The sequence below is a fragment of the Paenibacillus sp. FSL W8-0187 genome, assembly GCF_037969755.1.
In the GTDB taxonomy this organism is placed as follows: Bacteria; Bacillota; Bacilli; order Paenibacillales; family Paenibacillaceae; genus Paenibacillus_AQ.
In genome coordinates this window covers 7,070,408-7,096,777 of sequence record NZ_CP150206.1, presented here as the reverse complement: position 1 = coordinate 7,096,777, position 26,370 = coordinate 7,070,408, and the positions used below count along the sequence as shown (strand labels likewise).

Here is a 26,370-nt window from a genome sequence, read left to right as displayed (position 1 = left end):
TTAGATCTTCATTCCTGTCACATCTGGGTATCCTCGCCCGTCATACCCGTATAAAACCGAAAGGGTGATGACGGATGCTAAAATATGATGTAGCCATTGTAGGTGGAGGTGTAGCCGGTTTAACAGCCGCAATCTATGCGGCAAGAGCCGGGAAGCAAACGATAATCGTTGAGAAGCAGGAACGTTTAGGTGGTCGGGCCATGACCCATAAGAAGAAGGGAGCCTACTTCAATCTGGGCGGGCATGCCTTATACCATGGAGATGCCCTTTCAACCTTTCGCGAATTAGGGCTCCAATTGGCGGGAGGCCAACCTTCAATTGACGGGTACGGGATATGGAAAGGGAAACTAAGTCCGTTACCCATGGGCGTGAAATCCCTATTCACTACCCCACTATTAACCTGGAAGGGCAAGATGGAACTCGGTGCCTGGCTTGCGAAATTAGGTAAACTGGATACGCAGCTGTACGACAACATGAGTTTGCGCGAATGGATTGAAGGTAACGTGCAGGATCCCATGGTACGAAATTTATTTTATTCGCTATTGCGTACAGCGAGTTATGTGGTAGCCCCTGACCTGCAGGCCGCCGGTCCCGTACTGCAGCAGCTTAAGCACGCGCTGAAGGGGGTGCTGTATCTGGATCGGGGCTGGGGAGCCATGGTCGATGAATTAAAACAAAAGGCTCTCGAGCAGGGAGTTCAAATCGTAACGAAGAATAAAGTAATTTCAGTTGATCATCACGAGGGAAGGGTACGGCATGTCCTATGCGGGGATGGCATGAAAATAGAAGCAAACCATATTATTCTTACCACACCGCCAGCTGTTGCTCACGAACTGGTGCCTCATGCAGAAGAAACTGCCCTTCATACTTGGAAGGAGCAGGCGGTCGAAGTGACAGCGGCTTGCTTGGATGTAGCCCTGCGTCGTCTTCCGGAACCGAAGCAGCAGTTTGTGTACGGCCTCGATCAAACCGTCTTTCTCTCGAATCAATCCCGAGCGGCTTACCTCAGTGAAGATGGCGCACAAGTCATAACCTTGCTGAAGTATCAGGGCAAGGAGAAGGATGCAAGAAGGGATTTGCAGGAATTAGAAGAAACCTTAGACTTGGTGCAGCCGGGTTGGCGCAACGAGCTCGTTGAGAAACAATACCTTCCCAACATCACGGTCTGCCACGATTTTATGCATGTGAACCGCCAAGAGAACCCGGGTCCAGCGGTCCCGGAAATCATCGGGTTATATGTAGCGGGAGAATGGGCAGCGCATGGCGAACTCTTGGTTGATGCTGCAACCGCAAGCGCCAAACGGGCTGTACAGCATATACTCTCGCTTGAAAGTGAGGCAAGGATCCCGAATGATGAGCACAGAGTCATTGTATAAAACCTATCGATCCGCTCTTTTCTCGTTGGCTTACCGAATGCTGGGAAGTGTGATGGATGCGGAAGATATCGTGCAGGAGGCTTTCATCAGTTATAACCAATTGCCCCACCCGGAGGATATTCGCAATGAGAGAGCGTTTCTGTACAAAATCGTAACGAATCGTTGTTTGGATCTGCTGCGCTCTTCTGCCAAAAAACGTGAACTGTACGTCGGCCCTTGGCTGCCAGAACCCCTGATCGAGAATATGGCGTCAGAGACGGACCCATCTCATATCGTAGAGCAGCAAGAGTCCATCTCTACAGCGTACCTGCTGCTCCTTCAGCAGCTCAACGCGGTGGAAAGAGCCGTGTTCCTTCTTCGTGAGATTTTCCATTATTCCTATGATGAAATAGCTGAAATTCTGGGAAAAAGCAGCACCAATTGTCGTCAAATCTTCCGCCGTGCTAAGGGCAGCATTCATTTTGTTCCTGATCAGAGTCCATCGATCTCGGTGGCGGAGGAGCAAATCAAGGAATTTGTAGACTCCCTTTTACAGGGGAACACGAATAAGCTGCTGTTGCTGTTAAACGAGAATGTTGTGTTCTACTCGGATGGCGGCGGTAAAGTCAGAGCGGCGCAAATTCCTGTGGTTGGAGACCATAAAGTGATCCAATTGCATTTGAACCTGCTTAAAATGTATGAAGGGAAATATGTATACTCTTATCTTACCGTCAATGGTCTGCCGGGAATGCGGATCCAGTTGGATAACGGAGTCCAATTTATTTATTCTTTTGCTTTTAAAAACAATCGGATCGAAGCGATATATACCGTGGCAAATCCAGATAAACTCAGGCATATACAGTTGCCGTGATATAAAAAACAGGGCCGGTTTTAAGATCATAGGATCTTAAAACCGGCCCTGCTGCTGTATCAGGTTAAGGAAATAATCCGTTATACCCCGGAATAAGCCATGAAGCCGCCGTCTACGGGAATCACCGTTCCGGTGACGAACCCGGAGGTCTGATCATCCACAAGCCAGAGCAGGGTGCCGAGCAGATCCTCCGGCACGCCAAACCGTCTCATGGGGGTATGGGAGATGATTTTATGAGAGCGCTCGGTTAATGAACCGTCACTATGGGTCAGCAGATTGCGGTTCTGCTCGGTCAGGAAGAAGCCTGGCGCAATCGCGTTCACGCGAATGCCGGATTCCGCGAGATGAACGGACAGCCACTGCGTAAAGTTGTTAATGGCCGCTTTGGCTGCGCTATACGCCGGAACCTTGGTCATCGGGCTCGGTGCGCTCATGGACGAGATATTCAGCACGACGGCCCCGGGACGCCCCAGCATCCCTTCCGCAAAAATTTGCGTCGGTATGAGCGTGCCGATGAAGTTCAAATCGAATACGCTGCGGAAGCCAGGCACACTTAGCCCGAAGAAGGTTGTCAGATCCGGCTGCCCCACATCCTCCGGACGGAGTATCTCGTTGGTTGTATTCGCGTCTTTCCGGTTGCCGCCGGCTCCGTTAATAAGGATATCGCAGGGTCCGAAAGACTCGCGCACAGCCTTCTCGGCTTGCCGGACGCTTTCCACATCCGTTACATCGCAGGGAACGGCAATCGCTGTACCGCCGGCAGCCGTAATTTCGTCCGCTACCTGCTGCCCTTTCTCGGCCGTACGATTCAAGACGGCGACCTTGGCGCCTTGCCGGCCCAGCTCCAGAGCCATTGCTCGGCACAGCACCCCGGAGCCGCCCGTAATGACAACCATCTTCCCGTTTAATGATGGATGGATAGGAAGGGCTGGCGTCACTTGCGGCGTGGATGCATAGGAAGCGCCGCTTGATCCGGATTCAGAGGTATCTGTTGTATGCTTATTTACCTCACTCATTGAACGGCCTCCTTCAGCTGAGCTGCGCTGCCAGCGCGCTCCCGGCTGTAAGCGTCCCACAACCCCCAGAGATACATAATGCCCAAGGCGCGGTCATATAGACCGTAACCCGGACGGCACTGCTCACCCCAAATATGCCGCCCGTGATCGGGCCTTACATATCCAGTGAAACCGTTATCATGATAAGCCTGCACGATGCCGGAAATATCGACGGTACCGTCTTCGGTGCGGTGGGACGTTTCGATGAAATCGCCATTCTCATAGACGCGCACATTCCGGATGTGTGCGAAAGGAATCCGGTCGTGGAACTCATGGATCATGGAGACGATGTCATTGTCCGGATTGGCGCCGAGCGATCCACTGCACAGGGTCAAGCTGTTCGCCGGGCTATCATATAGCTTGAGGAATCTCCGCAGATTGTCCTGGCTGGTAATGACCCTCGGCAGACCGAAGATCGGCCAAGGCGGATCATCCGGGTGAATGGCCATTCGAATACCGTTCTTCTCGGCAGCCGGGATGACGGAGCTTAAGAAATATTCGAGGTTGCGCCACAGATCGTCCTCGGTAACGCCGCGGTATGCTTCGAACAGGGAGGTTAGATGGGCCAAACGTTCCGGCTCCCAGCCAGGCATCGTAAGCGTGCTGTTTCGGTTGATCGTCTGAACCAGCTCCATCGGATCAGTGCCGTGGATTTTGGCTTTCTCAAAGAAGAGAGCCGTCGATCCATCGGCAGACTGCTTATGAAGATCGGTTCTAGCCCAGTCAAATACCGGCATGAAATTATAGCAGATGACTTTGACGCCGACCTGGCCCAATTTCTCAATCGTCCGGATGTAGTTGGCTATGTACTGATCCCGTGAGGGGAGCCCAAGCTTGATATCTTCATGCACATTCACGCTTTCCACGACGTCAATATGAAGGCCGTACGCTTTCGCCTGGCCCACGACTTCTTCAATCCGCTCCATCGGCCATTCCTCGCCGACAGGAATATCGTGAAGTGCCCATACGATGCCCTCCACGCCGGGGATTTGTCTAATCTGATCCAGTGAGACCGTATCGTTGCCCTCACCAAACCACCTGAATACCATGCGCATTTTCTTCACCGCCTTTACAAGTTTAAGGAGTTAACGCAAAGCTGCTGGGAATTTTGCAAGTTACGAGTGCACTGCCAAGATGGAAGCCTGCGAGTCGGTTAAAGTCTATCCACTGGCATAGGCTTATTTAAAATAATCGGGATGCTTCTCTTTCAGCACGGCCAGATTGGAGATGATCAGGCTCAGATGCGCCTGCATTTCTCGTTCGGCATGATCGGCGTCATGGCGTGCAATCGCCTCCGCGATCTCCCGATGCTGCTCGTACAGGTTGGTCCAATTCGGATCGGCGGACAGCCATAACATCCGGCTCCGGTTTAGATGAGCGTTCATCTGCTGCAGCACGTTCCATGTGCCGACCTTACGGCAGCCTTCGAACAAAATACGGTGAAAGGCCTCATCCAGCTCAAACATGTGCTTGCCGTCATGCTTCTCGATGCTCTCGCTTTGCTCGGACAGATTTTGCTCCAACTCGGCGAGTTTATCCTCGGGAAAGCTTTCGCAGGCAAGCCGGACCACGGCTTTCTCCAGCTGTTCGCGCATGAAACGCGCTTCCTCGACCAGCTCCGAATCGATGAGCGAAACGCGTGTGCCGCGCTGGGGAAGCACAACCACAAGGTCCTCCTGGGCCAAACGGACAAAGCTTTCCCGAACTGGCGTCCGGCTGACCTCGAAGGAAAGGGAAACCTCCTTCTCGGATAGAGCCGTTCCCGGCGGCAGCTCTAGACTGACAATCTGCTGTTTAAGCCGGGAGTACACGATATTTCCGGCCGATCCTGGCTGTAATCGCAAAGATTCTACCACTGCATCACCTCCTAATGTATTCCATACTACCATACTTGTATGGTAGTATGGAACTGAAAATCGAAATAAGAATCGGAGGCGATCACATGAGCCGTTTGGACACGGAAAATCTGCTCCTAAACAGCAACAGCGCGAAGAAACTCTTTTATGATTATGCGGAAGGGATGCCGATATTCGATTACCACAACCATTTAAGTCCGAAGGATATTGCCATTAACCGGCAGTTTGATAACCTGACGGAGCTATGGCTGGATGGGGATCATTACAAGTGGAGGGCGATGCGCTGGCTCGGCGTCGACGAAGAGCTGATTACCGGCAGCGCAAGCGCCGAAGCGAAGTTTATGGCTTGGGCGGAATGTGTTCCGCGATTGGTGGGCAATCCGCTCTATCACTGGACCCATCTGGAACTGACCCGCTATTTCGGGATTCAAGAGCGGTTGACTGCGGATAATGCCAAGGAGATCTGGGGAGCTTGCAATGAGCAGTTGAAGGCCCCTGCCTTGCGGGCAGGCGGAATTCTGGAGAAATTCAAGGTCAAAGTGGCCTGCACGACAGATGATCCCGTCGATTCGTTGGAGTTTCATCGCGCCATTCGCAATCATGGGGAGCTGTCCACCGTCGTTGCCCCTGCATTCCGTCCGGATCGGGTCCTGGATCTCACGCACCCCGACTTCACTTCCTATGTCGAGACTATAGGAACGACGGCCAGTTTAGCTGTGGATACTTATCAAGGGTTGCTGGATGCACTGCAAGAACGGATTCAATATTTCCACGATCATGGCTGCCGCCTGTCGGATCACGGCTTCGGCGCGTTTCCTTGTGAACAAGTCGATGAACAAGAGGTTGCGGACATTTACAGCAAAGCGATTAGTGGGGGCAGCATCACACCGCTTGAGGAACGGAAATATCGCACCTACACCCTGCTCAAGCTTGGGGAAATGTATCACGCCAAGGGCTGGACCATGCAGCTGCACATTGGAGCGATTCGGAACAATAATGCGCGCATGTTCGCGAAGATCGGCAAGGACAGCGGGTATGACTCGATTCTTGATTTCCATCTGGCGGAAAGCCTGAACGGATTTCTGAGCAGGCTCGATAGGAACGATCAGCTGCCGAAAACCATTGTGTACAGCCTATATTCTTCTCATTACGAAATGATTGCCACCACGATCGGGAATTTCCAGTCGGCTGGCGTTGAGGGCAAGCTTCAGCTTGGTTCCGCTTGGTGGTTTCACGATCAGAAGGAAGGGATGCTGAAGCAGCTCACCGCGTTGTCTTCCATGGGGCTGATCAGCACCTTTGTGGGCATGCTGACCGATTCCAGGAGCTTTATGTCGTTCCCGAGGCATGAATATTTCCGCAGAGTGCTGTGCCGCCTGTTCGGGGACTGGATCAGGGAAGGGGAATTGCCCGCCGATTATGAATATATCGGTGCCATTATCCAGGATATTTGCTACCGCAATGCTGAGCGCTATTTTCAAATCCATTGACAATTCCGTACGGAGCATGAACAATGGACTTACTATATGAAAGCGTTTGCTGTTAGCGGATAGAAGATATGTAACAGGAAGATGTGCATGAACAGGTGAGGGGGACATACCGTGCAATGGAACCGGGCGATATTGGTGGATGACGAGGTGTTTACGCGCAAAGGGTTTCTGAAGCTGATTGATTGGGAAGCCTGCGACTTCCAAATTGTGGATGAGGCAGACAACGGGGAAGATGCGCTGGAACTGATTGAACGGCTACAGCCGGATGTGGTCATCACCGATATCCGCATGCCGGTGCTGGATGGACTCGAGCTGATCAGGCATGTCGTCATGAAGGACATCGTGAAGCCGTATTTCATTATTGTAAGCGGATACGATGATTTCAACTATGCACAGCAGGCTGTCCGCTATGGTGTGCATGATTTCATTCTGAAACCGATTGACGAGACGGAGTTCAGCCATGCGCTGGTTCGGCTCAGCGAACGGCTGGAGTTAGACCGCGAGGCCCGCATGAGAGAAGAGAGGCTGATGTCCGGAGCCTTGATGGAATCACTCATTATAGGGGAAGCCGATGAGGCGCTGCTGCAGGAATGGGAGCAACGCCTTGAGCTCCAGCCGGAGGGTCATCTGTTCTACGTCTTTGTCGAGCGGAATGACCACCCGCTGGCTTCGAGGGCGAACGACAATGACGGTGGCAGAGCAGAATTCAAGGACAGGGTGGAAGCGGCTCTCCTTGCGATCTCGAGTGGAGAACAGCCCTTCTACCTGCATGAGCACCGCAGTCGAATCGGCATCATCGTCCCGGGCAGCATCCTGCACTCGTTCCAAGGGTGTCAGCGGGGATTTGCCAGACGCATTCAGCAATCGCTTGCCGACTCGGGCGACGAACGAGTCTTTGTTTACTTTGGTCAACCGGTTATGCAACTGTCCCACATTCAGAAGGCTTACGAAACTGCCAAAGAATCACTCCTGTACAAGTACATGTATGATGAGAGTGGCATTGTGATCCATGAGGAGGCCTCCCAGCATGCCCTTCACTACATCGGGCTGGAAGAGGGGCTTTACCAGCAGCTTCTGGAGCAGATCGAGGAGCTGCACTTCGAGAAGCTGGAAGTGACGATTCGTTTGCTGTTCGAATCCTTCCGGGAGAAGCTGTACGCTCCCGAAGCGGTGAAGACGGCAATCAACCAATGCGTGCTAGGCGTGGTCCGGGTGCTTAGCAGTATGGATGGGGATCAGAATCAAATATCCAGCCTAGAACCGATGACAGAGTGGCACGACCGTAACGTGTCGCTTCAGGGGCTGATGCGGCTGTTTATGGATTTTGCGATTGAGAGCGCAAACTATATTGCTCGTCTTCGCAAGGAGCAGCACAAGGGCGGAATTCAGAAGATTAAGGCGTATATCGAAACCCATTATCATGAGAATATCAGCCTGAAGGGCATCGCAGGGAAGTTCTATATGAACCCTGTTTATCTGGGACAACTCTTCAAAAAAGCATATGGCATGTACTTTAATGATTTCCTGCTGCAGCTGCGCGTGAACGAAGCAAAGCGATTGCTGCGCCAGACGGATCTGCGCATCTATGAGGTGGCGGAACGGGTCGGCTTCGGCAACCCGGACTATTTCGTTACGCAATTCGAGAAGTCGGAGCGAATGACGCCAAGCGAGTACCGGAGCCGCTTGATGAAGGAGGCTGCGTCCGAAGGGACGGATCGATGAAACCAAGCCTCAATAACGTCCGTCTGCGGGACAAGATGCTGCTAATGTATTTCCTGGCCGTATTTTTGCCCATCCTGGTCACCAATCTCATCTTCTACAACGTGACATCCGGCAGCGTGAGGGAGCAGCGGATCCAGGATATAACGGTGGCGCTTGAGCAGATGAAGAATGAGTTCCGTCGTGAAGTCGAGGACGCGCTGGAGATATCCTCCGTCTTCTACACGGACATTCAATTGAACGAGATCGTGGAGACGGTATACGATCATCCGGCTGATTATATCGAGGCCTATGATACCTATCTCCGCCGCATTTTGAATTCAGGCAGTGCTGTGTACAATTCGGTGAGCGAGATTACGGTTTATGTGGATAATCCAACCTTGCTGTATTCCGGAGGCATTAATTATATCGATGACCAGGTGAAGGAAGAAGCTTGGTACAAGGCGATCGCGGGCAAGAATGTAACCCAGCCGATCGTGATGCGTACGGGCAAGAACGGTCAATTGGACAGCTTCAGCATCATCCGGAGCATGAATTATTTTAGCTCCCAGGATGACCATGCCAAGTATCTCAAGATCGATATGCGGATGCCCTCGATCCGGCAGATCATGAGCAATCTGAATGTACAGGGCAAAGTGTACCTGCTGAGCAGCGGCGGAAAGATTGAATACACCACGGATCCGCAAGTCGATGTCATACAGGGTTCCGTACCGTACAGCGGCATCGTGCATGGCGACAACTTTCTGGAGTTTCATACCGATACGTTCACGACCAACAATCTGAACTCTTGGACGATCATGGCCGTGACGCCGGAGGATGTGGTGCTGCGCGACGTGCATCAGTCCCTGCGGTTCGTCATTGTGCTGACCTGCCTGAATTTTCTGCTCCCGACCCTCGTGATTGTCTGGATTAGCCGTTCTCTGAACGTACGTCTGGTACGGATACTCAAGCATATGAAGAAGGTCAAGAACCAACATTACGACACGATCCAAGAGGCTGAGGCACGTGACGAGATCGGTCAGCTGACGGGTGAATTCAACCGGATGACCCTGCAGCTCAAGAGCTTGATTAACGACGTGTATGTGGCGGATATCCAGAAGAAGAATTTGGAGCTGCAGCGGCGGCACGCGCAATTGAACGCCCTTCAGAGCCAGATTAATCCGCACTTTCTCTTTAACGCCCTGGAGACCATCCGCATGCGCAGCCTGATGAAGGATGAGGATGAGACGGCAAAAATCATTCATAATATGGCCAAGATCTTCCGCAATTCTTTAGTTTGGAAAAAAGACATGGTGACGCTCAAGGAAGAAGTTGAGTTTATCCATTGTTTCCTTGAGATCCAGAAATACCGGTTTGGCGACAAAATCGATTATTCGGTCCATGCGCCAGCCGAAGAGGGACACCTGCAAATACCGAAGATGGCCATCGTTACTTTTGTGGAGAATGCCAGCATTCATGGCATTGAGCCGCTCAAGCACGGGGGGCGCATTGAGGTTCATATTGCACGCGAGGGACAAACTCTTATCTGTAACATTCAGGATAACGGGGCGGGCATGTCCGCAGAGCAATTAGAACGCATCTATCGCTACCTGGATACGGAGGACGAGATGGGCGAGCGGATCGGCATTCAGAACGTGATCTACCGGCTGAAGCTGTACTACGGAAGCCGGTTCCAGTTTGAAATCGACAGCTCGCTTGGACAAGGTACCCGGGTAAGGCTGTCTATCCCCATCGAAACATAACGTCGGCAAATCCTGCTTGGCACTCCGGTTCGGAGTGACTATAAGCAGGATTTGTTCGTTAATCGGCAGGGGTGCAGTTGAGAAGGCTACCGATCTGCCATTTTTCACGACAAAAGATACGGTTCTATAGTTTTCTAAGTATCACCTAAAGATTGACGGGTGAAAATCGCTCCAGAGCTCTCTTATAATGAAAGTGCTTACAAATAAACGAGACCGAAAGGGGTAGGTCAAGAGCATGAACAAGAAATTTTGGCTGAGCTGTCTGACCGTGGTTATGATGGTATCGCTTCTGACAGCTTGCGGCGGCGGTAAAGAGGCAGCGGATGACACACCGGCAGCCGGCGGCGAAGGCGAGAAGAAAGAAGAGAAGGTCACCTTCACCTACTTTAACTCAGCAGCAGGTAAAGACAAAAATACGAACGAGACCACCATCGGTAAAATTTTTGAGGACCAAACCGGCGTGAATTTTAAAATGGAACATCTGGTAGGGGACGAGAACACCAAGGTGGGAACCTTCATTGCCAGTAACGATTATCCCGATGTGATTGTACCGGGGAGCTCGATCGACAAGCTGGTCGGGGCTGGCGCCTTCATTCCGCTCAATGACCTGATCGATAAGTACGGCCCCAACATCAAGCGCGTGTACGAGCCGTATTACAACCTCATGAAGGCTGAGGACGGCAACATTTACTTCCTGCCGCTAAGCGCGGTTGTAGGCGAGTACACGTCGGCTCCCAATATCGAGCAAGGAGCATTCTGGATTCAACGCCGCGTCCTGAAGGAAGCAGGTTACCCGAAGATCAAGACGTTCGATGAGTACCTGGGCCTGATTCGCGACTACGTGAAGAAACATCCGGAGGAAGGCTTGACCGGATATCTGGCACTGACGACGCAGGATAAATTTTTTGCCTTGACCAATGCCCCAATGCACTTGGCCGGCTATCCGAACGATGGCGGGATCATCATTGACATGGAAACCCATGTAGCGAACGATTACGCGGACGATGACATTACGAAGCGTTACCTGCAAGAGCTGAACAAGCTGAATGCGGAAGGCCTGTTCGATAAATCCTCTTTCGTGGACAACTATGATCAATACCTTGCCAAACTGACTTCCGGTAAGGTTCTCGGCTTCTTCGACTATAGATGGCAGGTAGGCCAAGCGATGAACAACCTGCGCGAAACAGCCAATAAATCGGGTGACGACGATCTCGAATATATGGCGTTGCCGATTGTATACGATGAGAATACCAAGGATCAATATCTGGATCCACCATCCTTTGTTAACAACCGCGGTGTAGGGATCTCCGTCAGCGCGAAGGATCCCGAGCGCATTGTGAAGTATTTCAACAACCTGCTTACGGACGAGAACCAGATTCTGTCGAACTGGGGCATTAAGGACGAGACTTATTCCGTCGATGAGAATGGACGCTTCTACCGTACGGAAGAGCAGATTGCACAGACCAATACGGAAGCCTTCCGCGAGTCGTTCGGCTTCAAGTACTTTGAATACAACTGGCCTCGTTACGGCAACGGTTCTACGCTTCCTGACGGTAATTCCGTGGGTGCAGGACGCCAGCCTGAGGTTGCCAAAATGTCCTACTCCGAACCGGACAAGAAATTGCTGGAAGCATACGACATCGATTCCTTCTCGCAATTGTTTGCCGCACCGGACGACCGTCCATGGTACCCGGCTTGGAGCATTCCGATTGACCAGGGCTCACCGGCCCAAATCTTCACGCAGAAGAAAAGCGATTTACAGCGTAAATACTTCCCGAAACTGGTTCTTGCAAACCCTGCCCAGTTTGACGGCATCTGGAATGAATACGTGGGCGAGTTCAGCAGGCTGGATGTGAAGGGATACGAGGATCTGATCACCGAGGAAGTAGCTAAGAAAATCGCAAATGTCCAGGGACAATAATAGATGAAGGAGAGGTGATCAGGGGCGGACCACACAAAATGGTTGTATCCGTCCCTCCTCTTCTATAACAGCATAATTGATTGGCTGGATAGGAAGGAGAAGAAACCGTGGATAAGGCGAACCCGATTGGACCTGCAGAGACGACGGCGTTGCGCGAAACGCCGGCGGTATCGAAAGGTTTCTTCAATAAACAACGGAAAAACGATACTGAATTAAACAATAAACCGCCAACAGGCGAAAAAGGCTTTTTCCAGAAGCTGCTGCAACAGAAGGCGCTGGTCTTCATGTCGATTCCTTTTTTGATATGGTTGTTTGTCTTTAAGTACATGCCTTTATGGGGCTGGACAATCGCGTTTCAGGATTTTAAACCGGCCAAGAAGATTTTCGATCAGCAATGGGTAGGCTTGCAGCATTTTACCTTCCTGTTTCAGGACGAACACTTCCTCCGGGTCATGCGCAACACGCTTGCCATGAGTTTTATCAACCTCGTCTTAGGTTTTGTGACGGCAATTGTGTTAGCGATTCTGCTCAATGAGCTGCGTAATTTGATGTTCAAACGAGTCGTGCAGACGATCAGTTATTTGCCCCATTTCATCTCTTGGGTTGTGGCTGCGAGCATTATTTCGACGGCCCTGTCCGCAGACGGCGGGATTATCAATGAACTCCTCATGTGGTTCGGGATGATTAAGGAACCGATCCTATGGCTTGGGGAAGGGGAATATTTCTGGGGAATACTCGGTGTTTCGGAAGTATGGAAGAATGTCGGCTGGAACACCATTATATATTTGGCTGCCATGACGATGATCGATCCCTCGCAGTACGAGGCGGCGGAAATCGATGGCGCCGGACGCTTTCAACGGATCTGGAACATCACCTTGCCGGGTCTGAAACCAGTATTCATCATCCTGTTGATTATGAATATCGGCAACCTGCTCGAATCCGGTTTTGAACCGCAATATTTGCTTGGCAATGGCATGAACGTGGATTATTCCGAGAACCTGGATATTTTCGTGCTGAAATACGGTATTCAGATGGGCAACTTCTCGCTCTCGATTGCAGCCGGTATGTTCAAGACGGTCGTCAGCTTCATACTCTTGTTCACGGCCAACCATATCGCGAAGAGACTGGGCGAAGATCGATTGTTCTAAGCGAAAGCTTGCGAGGACCGTTCTCTATCAGAAAACGTACAGGAGGATTCATATGGCGAAGATGTCAGATTCACCACGAGTTCATGCCCGGTTCAAGTCTCCTGCGGACCGGTTATTCGATACCTTTAACATGGTGTTTATGATCTGTCTCATGATTATCACGTTATACCCGTTCATCAATACGCTCGCGGTATCCTTCAACAATGCGACGGATTCGGTGAAAGGCGGCATTTATTTATGGTCGCGGGATTTCACGTGGGAGAATTATAAATATGTATTTAACGAAGCAACGATATTTCACGCTACCTTCATCTCGGTTCTGCGTACGGTGATCGGAACGATTACCTCGGTATTCTGCTGTGCCATGGTCGCCTATACGATCAGCCGTCCGGAATATGTGCTGCGTAAATTCGTATCGATTGCTTTCATCTTAACGATGTATTTCAGCGGCGGTTTGATTCCGAACTTCCTGCTGATTCGCGAATTGGGCATGCTGGGCACCTTCTCGGTGTACATCATTCCAGGCCTGATCGGCGTGTTTAACGTGATCGTCATCCGTTCCTTTATTGAAGGACTACCTGAGGGAATTCTGGAATCGGCCCGGATCGACGGCGCCGGCGAATTCACGACTTTCATGAAAATCGTGCTTCCGCTATGCGTGCCCGTGCTTGCTACGGTATCGCTGTTTACGGCGGTATCCCAGTGGAATTCCTGGTTTGACGTATTCTTGTACAACTCTTCATACAGTGAGCTTAGCACCCTGCAGTATGAACTGATGAAAATACTCCAGAATTCGAACTCCTCGCTGAACTCGGGCAACGACTATGCAAGCCAGTTTGCAAGCTCCGAGAGCGGTGCGAATCAGGTTACGCCGACCTCCATTCGGGCAACGATGACCATTGTGGCCAGCGTGCCGATCATTCTGGTATATCCGTTCCTGCAAAAATACTTCGTACAAGGGATGACTCTGGGCGGCGTGAAAGGCTGAGCTCCGGGAGCCGCTAATTTAAGTACATCGTGCGAACTACTCCCTATGCGCACGGTGCGTGGTTCGGGGCATGAATGGATGGCTGTCGACCAACCGATGCCTGTGGCATCACGATCATAACCAATCTTGCTATTATCTATAATTTAAGGAGGGACTGGATGTGTCCAACACGCAGCGAAATGAACCGAGGCTTAAGGAATGGTTCGCGAATGACTTTCTCATTGGAGCGGCCGTGAGCCCGCGGACGATCGAAACGCAAGAGGAATTGCTATCCTATCATTTCAACAGCATCACAGCGGAAAATGAAATGAAGTTTGTCAGCGTGCATCCGGCGGAGGATAGATATACGTTCAAGGATGCGGACCAGCTCGTCACCTTCGCCCGCAAGCATGGGATGAAGATGCGCGGCCATACGCTGGTGTGGCATAACCAAACAACCGACTGGCTGTTCGTAGACAAAAACGGGGACTTGGTGGATAAAGCCACGCTTTTTGAACGGTTGAAATCGCATACCGATACGGTCGTAAAGCGGTACAAGGATGATATTTACGCCTGGGACGTCGTCAACGAGGTCATTGCCGATGAAGGCGTCGAGCTGCTTCGTCCATCCAAGTGGTTGGACATTGCCGGTCCGGAGTTTATCTCCAAGGCATTTGAGTATGCTCATGAAGCCGACTCGTCCGCGCTGTTATTCTATAACGATTACAATGAGTCCCATCCGAACAAGCGGGACAAAATCCATACACTGGTCAAGTCGCTGCTGGATCAAGGAACGCCGATCCATGGCATAGGATTGCAGGCACACTGGAATCTGTACGACCCGGGTCTTGACGATATCCGGGCGGCGATCGAGAAGTACGCGTCGCTCGGCCTGCAGCTCCAGCTTACGGAGCTCGATGTGTCGATGTTCCGGTTTGACGACAAGCGGAAGGATCTGACCGAAGCGCCGGAAGAACTTCTGGAGGCTCAGGCTAAGCGGTATGAGGCGATGTTCGGCATTCTGAAGGAGTACCGGGAACATATTACGTCCGTCACCTTCTGGGGCGCAGCCGACGATTACACTTGGCTGGACGATTTCCCGGTACGGGGACGGAAGAATTGGCCTTTCCTGTTCGATGAGCGGCATCAGCCGAAACCGGCGTTTCACCGGTTGGTGGAGCATACGATTAAGGTGTAAGGATACTGGGGCTTAAGCTATCATTTTATATAACAATAGCGATAATACAGGCGGCTGGAGACGCCATCAGTTGGTCATGATACCGGTCCTTGTGGCCGGCGTCTGCATGTTCGAGCTTAAGGAAGCAGGCGTTGAAAACAGTGAGATGCTGGAGAGAAACGTTGACCTTGGACAAAAAGGGGAGTTTACATTGAACAGCACTTTATATAAAGCGTGGCTGCAGTATGCGCCCATCAAGGACCGGGAGCTTGCCTCCGGATACAGCAGGCTGCTCGGCACGATTGTAGCGGACCTGCAGCAGTCGCGGGTTGCGAACGCTGCCATTGAGGAACTGAAGCGTGCGTGCCAATCCATGCTGGGGATTGTACCGGTCATCACGGTCGAGGCCCCGGCTTCATCTTATCTCGAGGTACGCATTCTTGCGGTAGCTGAAGCAGACAAGGGAGAAATGGATGGGGTCGGCTCAGGCGGGGACAGATCAGGTCGAGATAGGGGCCGGATGGCAGCCCAGCTAGGCGCAGAAGGTTTTCAGCTGGAGTATTCAATCCAAGGGCAGCAGGAGAAGTTGGTATTGATCGGTGGATCCGGTAAAGGCGTATTATATGGGGTGTTTCATTTATTGAGATTGCTGGCCTCTGACCAACCGTTAACTGGACTGAACGTGACCGAGCAGCCAGCGAACGGACTGCGGATGATCAATCAATGGGATAATGCCGACGGCTCGGTGGAACGCGGGTACTCGGGCAACTCGATTTTTTACGAAAACGGACGGTTTGCCGAAAATCTGGATCGCGTGAGAGATTACGCTCGTCTGTTGGTTTCCGTGAGTATGAATGCCATCTCCATTAATAACGTCAATGTGCACGAGATCGAGACGAAATTCATTACCGCGGAATATTTGCCGACGATTGCGAAGATCGCGGATATCTTCCGGGAATATGGGATTACATTGTACTTGAGCATTAACTTTGCGGCTCCGCTGCATATCGGCGGCGTATCGACCTCCGATCCGCTGAACGAAGAGGTTCGGCAGTGGTGGAAGGACACGGCGAATGAGATTTACGATTATATTCCGGACTTTGGCGGCTTCCTGGTGAAGGCGGATTCGGAGCATCGCCCCGGCCCGTTTGCCTATGGCAGGGACCATGCCGATGGCGCCAATATGCTGGCTGAAGCCTTGGAGCCGCATGGCGGGCTCGTCATCTGGCGCTGCTTCGTCTACAACTGCATGCAGGATTGGCGCGACCGCAGCACAGACCGCGCACGGGCGGCCTATGATCATTTTACCCCGCTGGACGGCAGGTTTAAGGACAATGTGCTGCTGCAGATTAAGAACGGGCCCATGGACTTTCAAGTGCGGGAACCGGTATCGCCGCTGTTTGGCAGCTTGAAAGAGACCAATCAAGTGCTCGAGTTCCAGGCCGCCCAGGAATATACCGGACAGCAGCGTCACGTATGCTATCTGGTGCCGCAATGGAAAGAGGTGCTGGATTTCGATACCTATGCGAATGGGGCGGGGTCCGAGGTGAGGAAGATCGTGAATGGTTCCCTGCACGGCATGAAATACAGCGGAATCGCTGCCGTTTCCAACATTGGAAATGATGAGAACTGGACGGGTCACACCTTGGCACAGGCGAATCTGTATGGCTTTGGACGTCTGGTCTGGGATCCGGAATTGTCCTCCGAGGAAATCGCGGAAGAATGGACGAGGTTAACCTTCGGTAATGACGACATGGTGGTCAACACGGTATGCGACATGCTTATGCAATCGTGGCCGATCTATGAAAGCTACACCTCTCCGCTCGGGGTGGGCTGGATGATTACGCCGCATACGCATTACGGACCGGATGTGGACGGCTATGAATATTCAAGGTGGGGTACGTACCATTTCGCGGATCGGGACGGAATGGGCGTCGACCGCACGGTGGCGTCGGGCACAGGCTATACCGCACAGTACTTCGAACCGAATAGGGCTCGATATGATTCGCTGACGGATTGCCCTGACGAGCTGCTGCTGTTCTTCCATCATGTGCCGTATTCCCATGTGTTGAAATCCGGTAAATCGGTGATTCAGCATATCTATGACTCACATTTTGCCGGGGCGCAAGCAGCTGCTGGATTGCTTGAGGCATGGACCTCGCTGGAAGGAATGGTCGATCCGGAGCGTTTCGCTCAGGTGACGGACCGGCTGACTGATCAAGCCGAGCATGCGAAGCATTGGCGGGATGTAATCAACACATATTTCTTCCGTAAATCCGGCGTGCCGGATGAGCAGGGGCGGACGATTTATTAAGATCATTTATAACTGGACGTGGAAATTAGGGTGCCCCCATCAGATGTTGGATCTGGTGGGACATCTTTTTTTTTGGCTGGATACTTTTCGAATGCCGAACCTTTTTGTGAGCATGTACTTTTGATGCACGCCCAGGTAGAATAGTGCCCTTTGTAAAGCATTATATGGTAAAATCTTGGAAAAAACTCTAGAGGAGGAGGATTACATGGTTAGATACTTCTGCTTGTTGATAGTATTGATCCTGGTCTTAGGAGGCTGTAGCGGCAGCGGTGAGCCAACGGAGAAGTTTACCAAAGAAGACATGGGGATCGTGCGCATAGATAATGGCCAAAAGGTACACTACGGCATGAATCGTGCGGATGCTGAAAAAGTGCTTGGCACGGGACAAGAGCATGCCAGGGGTGTATTTGACTACGATTTCGGGATCGCGGTGTTCTACAGAGATGATGCCGTTGTTGCGATCAGGATGGAGGAAGAATCGAAAGGTCATTATCAAACAACGCGCGGTGCTGAAATAGGAATGCAAATTGGCGAGATCAAGAAACGATATGGAGAATACGATCCATCACCATCCGATGACATCCTGGAGTATTTCTATGACAATAAGAAGGGGAAGTTCCTCGAGAAGAGTCCGCCTAAAACAGAATCGTCGGATATTTTTATCTTTTCATCCATGTATAATTCCGATGGGCACGCGGACACCCTTTTGTTTCTAGATATTCAATATGCGTCCTCCGGCAAATGATTCAGGACATGGCGAAGCTAGTCTGGTATTCCAGAGAAAGGTACGCACCGATCTGGAGGTTCGGGTTTGTAGAATAGGATAAAATGGTTTGAGTAAAAAGAGCGATTCGTTATGTTAAATAGCCTGCTTCCTATTCTTTGGTCCCCAGTCGTATGTTCTTAAGGTTAGGGGAAACTATTTAAAAAAGAAGTAGGCTATTTCTAAAATTTTTCTTAAATAAATGAATCGCCCTTGGGCAAACGCACCTCGAAGAGTGTGCGGATCATGCTGCTCTGTGCGGAAATGGTTCCACCATGCTGCTCCACGATGTTTTTGGTAATGAAGAGCCCGAGTCCCGTGCTTCCCGTTTGATGGCTTCGTGCCCGATCGCCGGTGTAAAACATATCGAAAATATGCGGAAGCTCCTCAGGTTCAATACAATCGCCATAGTTGATGATTTGAACGACAACCTCATCGGCATCCACATATGCGTGAATGTCTATGAATTGGCCATCATTCCCATACCGGATCGCATTGGTGAGGAGATTCTCAAATACGCGAGCCAGTAAATCTCCATCTCCGCCTATAATCAGCTGCTCTGCAATGTTCATTCTGGAGGTAAGGCCGTTTTTTTCAAATATAGGATATAATTCCTCGTTCAGTTGGTTAAGCAGCTCATCGAGATCGATCATGTTCTTCTCAAGCTGGACCTTGCCGTAGTTCATTCGGGTGATTTCAAATAACTCATCGATAAGTTTCTCCAAGTGTTGAGACTTGGTGTAAGCGATATGGGCATAGTGCCTGGACTGCTCCGGAGTCAGCTGATTGTCTTTAAGAATGAAATCCAGATACCCGATAACGGAGGTCAGCGGTGTGCGCAAGTCATGGGCCAGGTTTAGAACCAGCTGATCCTTGCTGCTCTCAGCAGAGTCGCCCCGTTCTACGGCTTCCCGCAGGTTATCCATGGCTAAATTAATATCTCGCCCAATCGTACCGAACTCATCTTTGGACGTAATATGGACCCGATCAATGAAATTGCCGGCTGCGAGCTGATGGATCCCCTTGGAGATTTCTTTGAAGTATTTAGCATAAGGCTTGGTGAACAAGAAGAAAAACATGATGGCAAGCGGTACAAAAATAATTAAAAACGAGTTCACATCTCCAATTTCGTACCTCATGAAATATCGAATTCGAGTTAACGGATTCTCAAACAAAACTTCAGAACGATAGTACAGTTGGAGAGCTTTATAGATCCCAAAGGTAATACCGCCGGATGCAAGCATACTGGCCATGAGCAGCAGAATCATTTTAGTCCGAAAGCTAAATATCATGTTAGACATGGATGGTATAACCTACTCCCCATACCGTCTTGATCAGTTTATGCTTGTTGGTATCTTCCCCGAGCTTTTTCCGCAGCGTACGAATATGTACCATCACCGTGTTTCTGCCTTCATAGTAGTCTTCGCCCCATACCTGCTGAAATATATGTTCGGCACTATGGACTTTTTTGGGATGCCTGGCGAGCAGATACAAGATATCAAATTCTTTGGGCGTCAATTCAATGGGCTTACCGTAGAGCTCGACCACTCGCTGATCCGGATAAATGACGACGCCCCCGATCTCCACGATAGGTTTATTCACTTCCGCTGCCGACTGACTCAACTGCTTGGTACGCCTGAGATGGGCGTTCACGCGAGCTACTAATTCCATGGGGTTGAACGGCTTGGTCATATAATCATCCGCCCCTCGCACCAACCCCTCGATCTTATCAAGGTCCGAGATTTTGGCACTGAGAAAAATAATAGGCAGTAAAAACTTTTCGCGAATTTGCCGGGTTACCTCATAGCCGTCGAGCTTGGGCATCATAATATCCAAGATGGCCAGATCAATCGGATACGTTTGAACCGCATGAATGGCATCCTGGCCATTGCGCGCTTTAATGCAGTGGTAACCTTCTTTTTTTAAATGCAACTCAATCAGATCCGCAATCTCGGATTCGTCATCCGCGATCAGTATGGTGATACGGCTCATTTTATTCACTCCCGTAAAATGATGATTACCTTTTGACCATGTTATATGAATCGTTCTAAAATCTCAATAAATGAATCGATCCTGATGTAAATCCGGATATAGTCGGGTTATATATTCCATAAGCTGGGCTTTATAGGGTGGGGGGCTATATGATATACTGATAATAGGGTTAGAATAAGATGAAGTAATGTGATCAAGGGGGGAATGGGTATGACAGTCGAGAAACATGTACATGATGCATGCGCAGTAACCAGTGAACGGAAGAGCCATCATTCCGACAAAACGAAAAGCAATCTCGTCAGCCGGTTGAACCGGATTGAAGGACAGATTCGCGGTGTAAAGGGCTTAATTGAGAAGGATACGTACTGTGATGATGTATTAAACCAGATCTCCTCGATCCAGTCGGCCTTGAACGGCGTCAGCAAATTGCTGCTTGAGCATCATATGAAGAGCTGTGTGGTGGAACGCCTGCAGGAAGGTGACGACGATGTTATTACCGAGCTGTTAACAACCATGAACAAGTTAATGAAATAATGGAATTCCTGGCTGGAGACGGTCTGGTTATGATGAGTTTCCATGGAGCTGCCACCTTCTAAAGGTGGCAGTAATTGTTTATTCAGGGTGAAGAATAGCGCATGGTTATGCGGTTAATTCATAGCGAGGACATATTTTTTTAAAAAAATGAGAAAACCCATTGACTATATATAGGGTAGGGGGGTATACTAACATCAAGAAACGAGAACAACCAGTTCAAAACTTATTCCGGGCACGCTTTTAGAAGGGCTGCTCAAAATAAATTCATAACCCAAAGGAGAGATTGAACATGGAACAGGTAACAATAAAAGTAGAAGGTATGTCTTGCATGCATTGCGTGAATTCCATTGAGGGAGCTTTAAAGAATGAGAACATCGAGGGTCATGTGGATTTGAAGGCAGGCACGGTCTCCGTCAATTATGACGCAGGCAAAGTCAATTTGGATAAAATCAAAGAAATTATCGAGGAACAAGGATATAACGTAGTTTAACCAAACGGCACGAGGATGAAGAGGGGTGAGGAGAAGATGGGAGCAGGAACAGCATTGGAACAGAAGAAAACGTCGCTGCAGTTAACGGGTATGACATGTGCCGCCTGTGCGAATCGGATTGAGAAGGGCCTAAATAAAATGGAAGGCGTCCAGGAAGCGAATGTGAATTTTGCGCTGGAAAAAGCGTCGGTTACATTTGATCCGAATGTGGTTACCGTCCAGCAGATGGAAGAGAAAATTGAAAAGCTGGGTTACGGAACAGCAAAGGAAACAGTGGACCTGCAGCTGATTGGCATGTACTGCGCCGCTTGTGCTTCGAAAATCGAGAAAGTGGTAAGCAAGATGCCAGGTGTTAATCAGGCCAACGTCAATTTTGCACTGGAGACGGCCCGGGTGGAATTCAATCCCGCAGAGGTAAGCCTTAGCGATATTCAACAGCGTGTGGAGAAGCTCGGGTATCAGGCGGTTTCCAAACAGGAGACGCTTGATCAGGAAGGTCACCGCAAGGAGGCCATCACCAAGCAAAAGCGGAAGCTACTCCTGTCGGCGATACTGTCGCTGCCGCTGCTCTGGGCCATGGTGAGCCATTTCTCCTTCACCTCCTGGATCTGGATGCCGGATCTGTTCATGAACCCTTGGTTTCAGCTGATCCTGGCAACGCCGGTACAGTTTTTTATCGGAAAACAGTTCTACGTGGGAGCCTATAAGGCTCTTCGCAACAAAAGCGCCAATATGGACGTTCTGGTCGCACTCGGTACCTCGGCAGCCTATTTCTACAGTCTGTATTTAACGATCGATTGGGCCGCTGCCGGAGCAAATGTACACCATGGGCCCGAAATGTACTATGAAACGAGTGCGGTGCTGATCACGCTGGTCATTATGGGGAAACTGTTCGAATCCCTGGCCAAAGGCCGTACATCGGAGGCTATCAAAACCCTGATGGGGCTTCAAGCCAAAACAGCGCTGGTCGTTCGTGACGGTCAGGAGATGACCATCCCGGTGGAACAGGTCCTGGTGGGTGATCTTGTATTAGTGAAGCCGGGTGAGAAAATCCCGGTGGACGGTAAAGTCGTGGAGGGCACGTCGGCGGTAGATGAGTCGATGCTGACAGGTGAAAGCATTCCGGTTGAGAAAAAAGCGGGCGACGCCGTCATCGGCGCCACCATAAACAAGAACGGGCGCTTGACGCTTGAAGCGACGAAAGTGGGTAAAGAGACCGCTCTAGCCCAAATTATCAAGGTGGTTGAGGAAGCACAAGGCTCCAAAGCTCCGATTCAGCGGGTCGCTGATGTCATCTCCGGCATCTTCGTTCCGATCGTGGTCGGCATAGCGATTGTTGCCTTCCTCGTATGGTACTTCTGGATAGCGCCTGGTAATTTCGCGCAATCGTTAGAAATTGCCATTGCGATTCTGGTTATTGCTTGTCCGTGTGCGCTGGGTCTGGCTACACCGACCTCGATCATGGCGGGTTCGGGCCGTGCTGCAGAACTGGGCGTCCTGTTCAAGGGCGGGGAGCATTTGGAGTCTACCCATAAAATCAATACGATTATTCTGGATAAAACAGGAACAGTCACGAAAGGTAAACCCGAGTTGACCGATGTGGAAGTGAATAACTTAGATCAAGAGCTGTTCCTTCGTCTGGTCGGATCTGCTGAGAAGAGCTCCGAGCATCCGCTTGCTGAAGCGATTGTGGCCGGGATTGAGGAAAAAGGTACGCAGCTTCCGGCTGCCGAGCATTTTGAAGCCATTCCAGGTTACGGCATCCGTGCCAGCGTGGAAGGGCATGAGGTGCTGGTAGGCACACGCAAGCTGATGGCACAGCATAACGTACCGATTGATTCGATCCTCGGCAGAATGTCAGAGCTTGAAACCGAGGGTAAGACTGCCATGCTGACAGCGGTAGACGGCCAATATGCGGGTCTTGTGGCTGTGGCGGATACGATCAAGGAGACGTCCCGTGCTGCTGTAGCGAGATTGAAAGAAATGGGCATCGAGGTCATCATGATTACCGGTGACAATGAACGCACGGCACAGGCCATCGCGAAGCAGGTTGGCATCGACCATGTGCGTGCTGAGGTGCTGCCCGAAGGCAAGGCAGATGAAGTGAAGAAGCTCCAGCAGCAAGGTAAGAAGGTCGCCATGGTTGGCGACGGCATTAACGATGCGCCGGCACTTGCGGTTGCCGACATTGGAATGGCTATCGGAACAGGTACGGATGTGGCGATGGAAGCTGCTGACGTGACGCTGATGAAGGGCGACCTGAACAGCATTCCGGATGCCATCTACATGAGCCGCAAGACGATGAGCAACATCCGTCAGAACCTGTTCTGGGCGCTGGGCTATAACTCGCTTGGCATTCCGATTGCCGCCATCGGGCTTTTGGCACCTTGGGTGGCCGGGGCCGCCATGGCACTGAGCTCTGTATCGGTCGTGCTGAATGCCCTTCGCCTGCAGCGAATGAAGGTATAACGAAAGCAGACTGACCGTTCATATATAGTGTATGAAGCAACCTAGCAAGGATATGATTATTAGGGCGACTTGATGGGGGTGTAGACATTGGCAACGCAAAAATTCGCAGTGACACCCGGTTTTGAAGTGGGCGGAACGCTGTTCCGCCCGGATCAGCTGTCCGTATTGGGCTCCATCGTGGGTGAGGATGCCCGCATTGAGATGACTACCTTTAAACAGCTCTACGTGGAGATGGACGCAGAGCGGGTGGAAGAAGCAAAGGCTAAGCTGGAAGCCGCCGGACTTCAGGTTCATCCTGCCGGTTTTGTCTCCAAGAGCCTGATCACCTGCAACTTCTGCCGGGGGGCGGAGGATTCGGGACTGGATGTTGCGAAGATGCTGGATGAAGCGATCGCCGATCATCCTGTACCTAATCCGCTAAAGATCGGTTACGCTGGCTGCGCGCTCGGCACCAGTGAACCGCTGCTGAAGGATATTGCCGTTATTAAGATGAGAAATACCTATGATATCTATGTAGGTGGAGAGCCGAAAGGGTTGAAGGCTGCTCTGGCAAAGCCGCTGCATAAGGATTTAGCGCCGGAGCAGCTGGCCCCGATCATCCTGAAGCTGATCGTCGTCTATCAGGAGAACGGCAAGAAGAAAGAGAAGTTCTCGCGCTTCGTAGATCGCATGACACTCGATCAGCTGCGTCAACTCACGCTGGATGCGCGGATGGATACGGCAGGGTAACAAAAGGCTTGGAAGGCATCACCTTAGGGTGGTGCCTTTTTTTGTTAGCGGACGCCGCGTATTAGGGATCTCCTATTTCGTGCGACTTCATCAATTAGCTGCCCTCGTCTCGTCGGATCGGAATGGCGGATTTACCGAAGCGGTGATCTCACTCTTCGCCACTGGGAATGGCATAGAAAGCGCGGCTCGCGCCTACTATGAATACCGGCTATTTCTCGTAACGGATACGCCGAAACGAGGATGGATATACTCTCAAGAGCACCTGAGGGTGCTCTTTTTTTCTATAGATTAGAACGCGATATCCACTAAAATCCTTGCTTGGTTCGATCAAGCGAGATTCACTTTGAGCGCATTTCGTCTTCTCTACTTGCGACGATGGGAATAACAACCAGATTGGGCATTTTATCGTGGTTGACGAGCGATATGAAAGGGTATACAATTTAGATTGTTAAAAGCTTTTAACTATTTAAATTTGTAATATATTTGTAAGTACTTCGTTGTGCATCGAGGTGATGAAACTGGATAAGAGGGAACAATTATCTAACATGGTGGCTCGTCAGATGATGACGCTTGTGGCGAACTATGCCAAGATTCTGGACAATGATTTGACCGGCCCCCAGTACTACGTGCTTCAGACTTTGGTGTATGAGGGGCAGCAGACCAGCTCGTATTTTGCCAATGCCTTGAATGTTACGCTGTCGGCTGTGACCAACTTGAGCAACAAGCTGGTCAGCAAGGGTTATATTGAACGGGTGGCGTCAATCGAGGACAGACGCCAGGTCTATCTTAAGATTACGGAGCAGGGCCGTGAAGTTGAAGCCCGGATGATTGCGAAGTACCGTGAATTGAATGAAGGCTTATGGTCGGATTTCTCGGATCAGGAGATGGATGTGTTGATCGCTTCATACGAGAAGATGATTGAGCATCTGCAGCTTAAGATCGGACAGTCCAATGAAGATAGCCAAACTAACGACTAATATATCAGGAGGTATTCTCATGGGGAGATTAGACAATAAAGTAGCAATCATTACGGGTGCAGCAGGTGGTATGGGTAAAGCTGACGCTCTTTTGTTTGCGCAAGAGGGAGCTAAGGTTGCGATTACGGACCTTCAGGAAGACAAGATCAAAGACGTCGTAGCCGAGATTGAAGCGCTTGGCGGCAAAGCGATCGGATTCAAGCATAACGTAGCTTCTGAGGAAGATTGGGTTCGTGTTGTAGACGAAACGGTTCAAAAATTCGGCAAAGTCGATATTCTGGTGAACAATGCCGGTGTCTCCAATGCAACGCCGTTCATGGATTTGACGGTGGAAGGCTGGGAGAAGACGATGTCGATTAACGTTACGAGCATATTCCTCGGTCAGAAATATGTCATTCCACACATGATCGAAGCCGGCGGTGGTTCCATCGTCAACATCTCCTCCATTGCCGGCCTGACAGGCGGCAGCGGCGCCGGTCCTTACACGGCAAGCAAAGGCGCGGTACGCATGCTGACCAAAGCCACGGCCGTTGACTTTGCGAAGCATAACATCCGCTGTAATTCAGTTCACCCTGGCTATATCGAAACGCCAATGACCGTGGACCTCTTCAAGGATGAGCAAATGATGCAGTGGTTCCAATCCCAGACTCCGCTTCCACGCTTGGGCAAAGCGGAAGATATCGCTCGCGGCGTATTGTTCCTTGCTTCGGATGAGTCTTCTTATATTACAGGCGTTGAGCTGCCGATTGATGGCGGATATTTTGCGAAGTAAGTCATTCTTCCATTGGCTTGTCTATAGGC

At 50.8% G+C, this 26,370-nt stretch carries 22 protein-coding genes; 17 read left to right on the top strand and 5 right to left on the bottom strand.

Annotation, left to right across the window (positions count from 1 at the left end):
* The first annotated feature begins 74 nt into the window (after positions 1-74).
* Positions 75-1,376, top strand: a complete 1,302-nt coding sequence (locus MKY48_RS32140; protein ID WP_339291958.1) for an FAD-dependent oxidoreductase — start codon at positions 75-77, stop codon at positions 1,374-1,376.
* Positions 1,354-2,226: an RNA polymerase sigma-70 factor gene (locus MKY48_RS32135; protein ID WP_339291957.1), complete on the top strand. Its 873-nt coding sequence runs from the start codon at positions 1,354-1,356 to the stop codon at positions 2,224-2,226. The genes MKY48_RS32140 and MKY48_RS32135 overlap by 23 nt, the downstream gene beginning before the upstream one ends.
* An 80-nt stretch (positions 2,227-2,306) precedes the next feature.
* Here the strand turns inward: MKY48_RS32135 and MKY48_RS32130 are convergent, their stop codons facing one another.
* The 3 genes from MKY48_RS32130 to MKY48_RS32120 all read right to left on the bottom strand — a co-directional run bounded on the left by MKY48_RS32130 (position 2,307) and on the right by MKY48_RS32120 (position 5,137).
* Entirely contained in the window at positions 2,307-3,122 is an 816-nt protein-coding gene (locus tag MKY48_RS32130) for an SDR family oxidoreductase (RefSeq protein WP_339293569.1), read from the bottom strand.
* 116 nt (positions 3,123-3,238) lie between these two features.
* Positions 3,239-4,336, bottom strand: coding sequence for a mannonate dehydratase (uxuA, locus tag MKY48_RS32125; RefSeq protein WP_339291956.1), 1,098 nt, complete (start codon positions 4,334-4,336; stop codon positions 3,239-3,241).
* A gap of 123 nt (positions 4,337-4,459) precedes the next feature.
* Entirely contained in the window at positions 4,460-5,137 is a 678-nt protein-coding gene (locus MKY48_RS32120) for a GntR family transcriptional regulator (RefSeq protein WP_076323806.1), read from the bottom strand.
* 86 nt (positions 5,138-5,223) lie between these two features.
* Between MKY48_RS32120 and uxaC the strand changes: the two genes are divergently transcribed.
* The 9 genes from uxaC to MKY48_RS32075 all read left to right on the top strand — a co-directional run bounded on the left by uxaC (position 5,224) and on the right by MKY48_RS32075 (position 18,360).
* Complete coding sequence (uxaC, locus tag MKY48_RS32115; RefSeq protein ID WP_339291955.1) at positions 5,224-6,627, top strand: glucuronate isomerase; 1,404 nt, start codon at positions 5,224-5,226, stop codon at positions 6,625-6,627.
* Between the two features lie 111 nt (positions 6,628-6,738).
* Positions 6,739-8,349 (top strand): response regulator transcription factor, encoded by a 1,611-nt coding sequence (locus MKY48_RS32110; RefSeq protein WP_339291954.1) that lies wholly within the window; start codon positions 6,739-6,741, stop codon positions 8,347-8,349.
* The gene (locus MKY48_RS32105; protein WP_339291953.1) at positions 8,346-10,088 is read left to right on the top strand and encodes a sensor histidine kinase; all 1,743 of its coding nucleotides are present in this window, start codon (positions 8,346-8,348) and stop codon (positions 10,086-10,088) included. The genes MKY48_RS32110 and MKY48_RS32105 overlap by 4 nt, the downstream gene beginning before the upstream one ends.
* 235 nt (positions 10,089-10,323) lie before the next feature.
* Positions 10,324-12,009: an ABC transporter substrate-binding protein gene (locus MKY48_RS32100; protein WP_339291952.1), complete on the top strand. Its 1,686-nt coding sequence runs from the start codon at positions 10,324-10,326 to the stop codon at positions 12,007-12,009.
* A 284-nt stretch (positions 12,010-12,293) separates the two neighbouring features.
* The gene (locus MKY48_RS32095; protein WP_256720668.1) at positions 12,294-13,157 is read left to right on the top strand and encodes an ABC transporter permease subunit; all 864 of its coding nucleotides are present in this window, start codon (positions 12,294-12,296) and stop codon (positions 13,155-13,157) included.
* A gap of 52 nt (positions 13,158-13,209) precedes the next feature.
* Positions 13,210-14,145 (top strand): carbohydrate ABC transporter permease, encoded by a 936-nt coding sequence (locus MKY48_RS32090; RefSeq protein WP_339291951.1) that lies wholly within the window; start codon positions 13,210-13,212, stop codon positions 14,143-14,145.
* A gap of 160 nt (positions 14,146-14,305) precedes the next feature.
* Positions 14,306-15,322 (top strand): endo-1,4-beta-xylanase, encoded by a 1,017-nt coding sequence (locus MKY48_RS32085; protein ID WP_339291950.1) that lies wholly within the window; start codon positions 14,306-14,308, stop codon positions 15,320-15,322.
* A gap of 190 nt (positions 15,323-15,512) precedes the next feature.
* Positions 15,513-17,615, top strand: a complete 2,103-nt coding sequence (locus MKY48_RS32080) for an alpha-glucuronidase family glycosyl hydrolase (protein WP_339293568.1) — start codon at positions 15,513-15,515, stop codon at positions 17,613-17,615.
* A gap of 205 nt (positions 17,616-17,820) precedes the next feature.
* Positions 17,821-18,360, top strand: coding sequence for a hypothetical protein (locus tag MKY48_RS32075; RefSeq protein WP_339291949.1), 540 nt, complete (start codon positions 17,821-17,823; stop codon positions 18,358-18,360).
* Between the two features lie 212 nt (positions 18,361-18,572).
* Here the strand turns inward: MKY48_RS32075 and MKY48_RS32070 are convergent, their stop codons facing one another.
* Both MKY48_RS32070 and MKY48_RS32065 read right to left on the bottom strand, forming a co-directional pair.
* Positions 18,573-19,679 (bottom strand): HAMP domain-containing sensor histidine kinase, encoded by a 1,107-nt coding sequence (locus MKY48_RS32070; protein WP_339291948.1) that lies wholly within the window; start codon positions 19,677-19,679, stop codon positions 18,573-18,575.
* A complete protein-coding gene (locus tag MKY48_RS32065; RefSeq protein WP_339291947.1) occupies positions 19,672-20,370 on the bottom strand; it encodes a response regulator transcription factor in 699 nt (232 codons plus the stop codon). Before MKY48_RS32065 ends, MKY48_RS32070 begins: the two co-directional genes overlap by 8 nt.
* Before the next feature lie 210 nt (positions 20,371-20,580).
* Between MKY48_RS32065 and MKY48_RS32060 the strand changes: the two genes are divergently transcribed.
* The 6 genes from MKY48_RS32060 to MKY48_RS32035 all read left to right on the top strand — a co-directional run bounded on the left by MKY48_RS32060 (position 20,581) and on the right by MKY48_RS32035 (position 26,341).
* Positions 20,581-20,904: a metal-sensitive transcriptional regulator gene (locus MKY48_RS32060; protein ID WP_339291946.1), complete on the top strand. Its 324-nt coding sequence runs from the start codon at positions 20,581-20,583 to the stop codon at positions 20,902-20,904.
* Positions 20,905-21,193: 289 nt separating this feature from the next.
* A complete protein-coding gene (locus MKY48_RS32055; protein WP_339291945.1) occupies positions 21,194-21,394 on the top strand; it encodes a cation transporter in 201 nt (66 codons plus the stop codon).
* Positions 21,395-21,430: 36 nt separating this feature from the next.
* Positions 21,431-23,863, top strand: a complete 2,433-nt coding sequence (locus MKY48_RS32050) for a heavy metal translocating P-type ATPase (RefSeq protein WP_339268726.1) — start codon at positions 21,431-21,433, stop codon at positions 23,861-23,863.
* Between the two features lie 87 nt (positions 23,864-23,950).
* Entirely contained in the window at positions 23,951-24,592 is a 642-nt protein-coding gene (locus tag MKY48_RS32045) for a nitrite reductase (protein ID WP_076323820.1), read from the top strand.
* Between the two features lie 560 nt (positions 24,593-25,152).
* Positions 25,153-25,569 carry a MarR family transcriptional regulator gene (locus tag MKY48_RS32040; RefSeq protein ID WP_339291944.1) on the top strand — a complete coding sequence of 139 codons (417 nt, stop codon included), beginning with the start codon at positions 25,153-25,155 and terminating at the stop codon, positions 25,567-25,569.
* Positions 25,570-25,588: 19 nt separating this feature from the next.
* On the top strand, positions 25,589-26,341 hold the full coding sequence (locus tag MKY48_RS32035) for a glucose 1-dehydrogenase (RefSeq protein WP_339291943.1): 753 nt from the start codon (positions 25,589-25,591) through the stop codon (positions 26,339-26,341).
* Positions 26,342-26,370 lie beyond the last annotated feature (29 nt).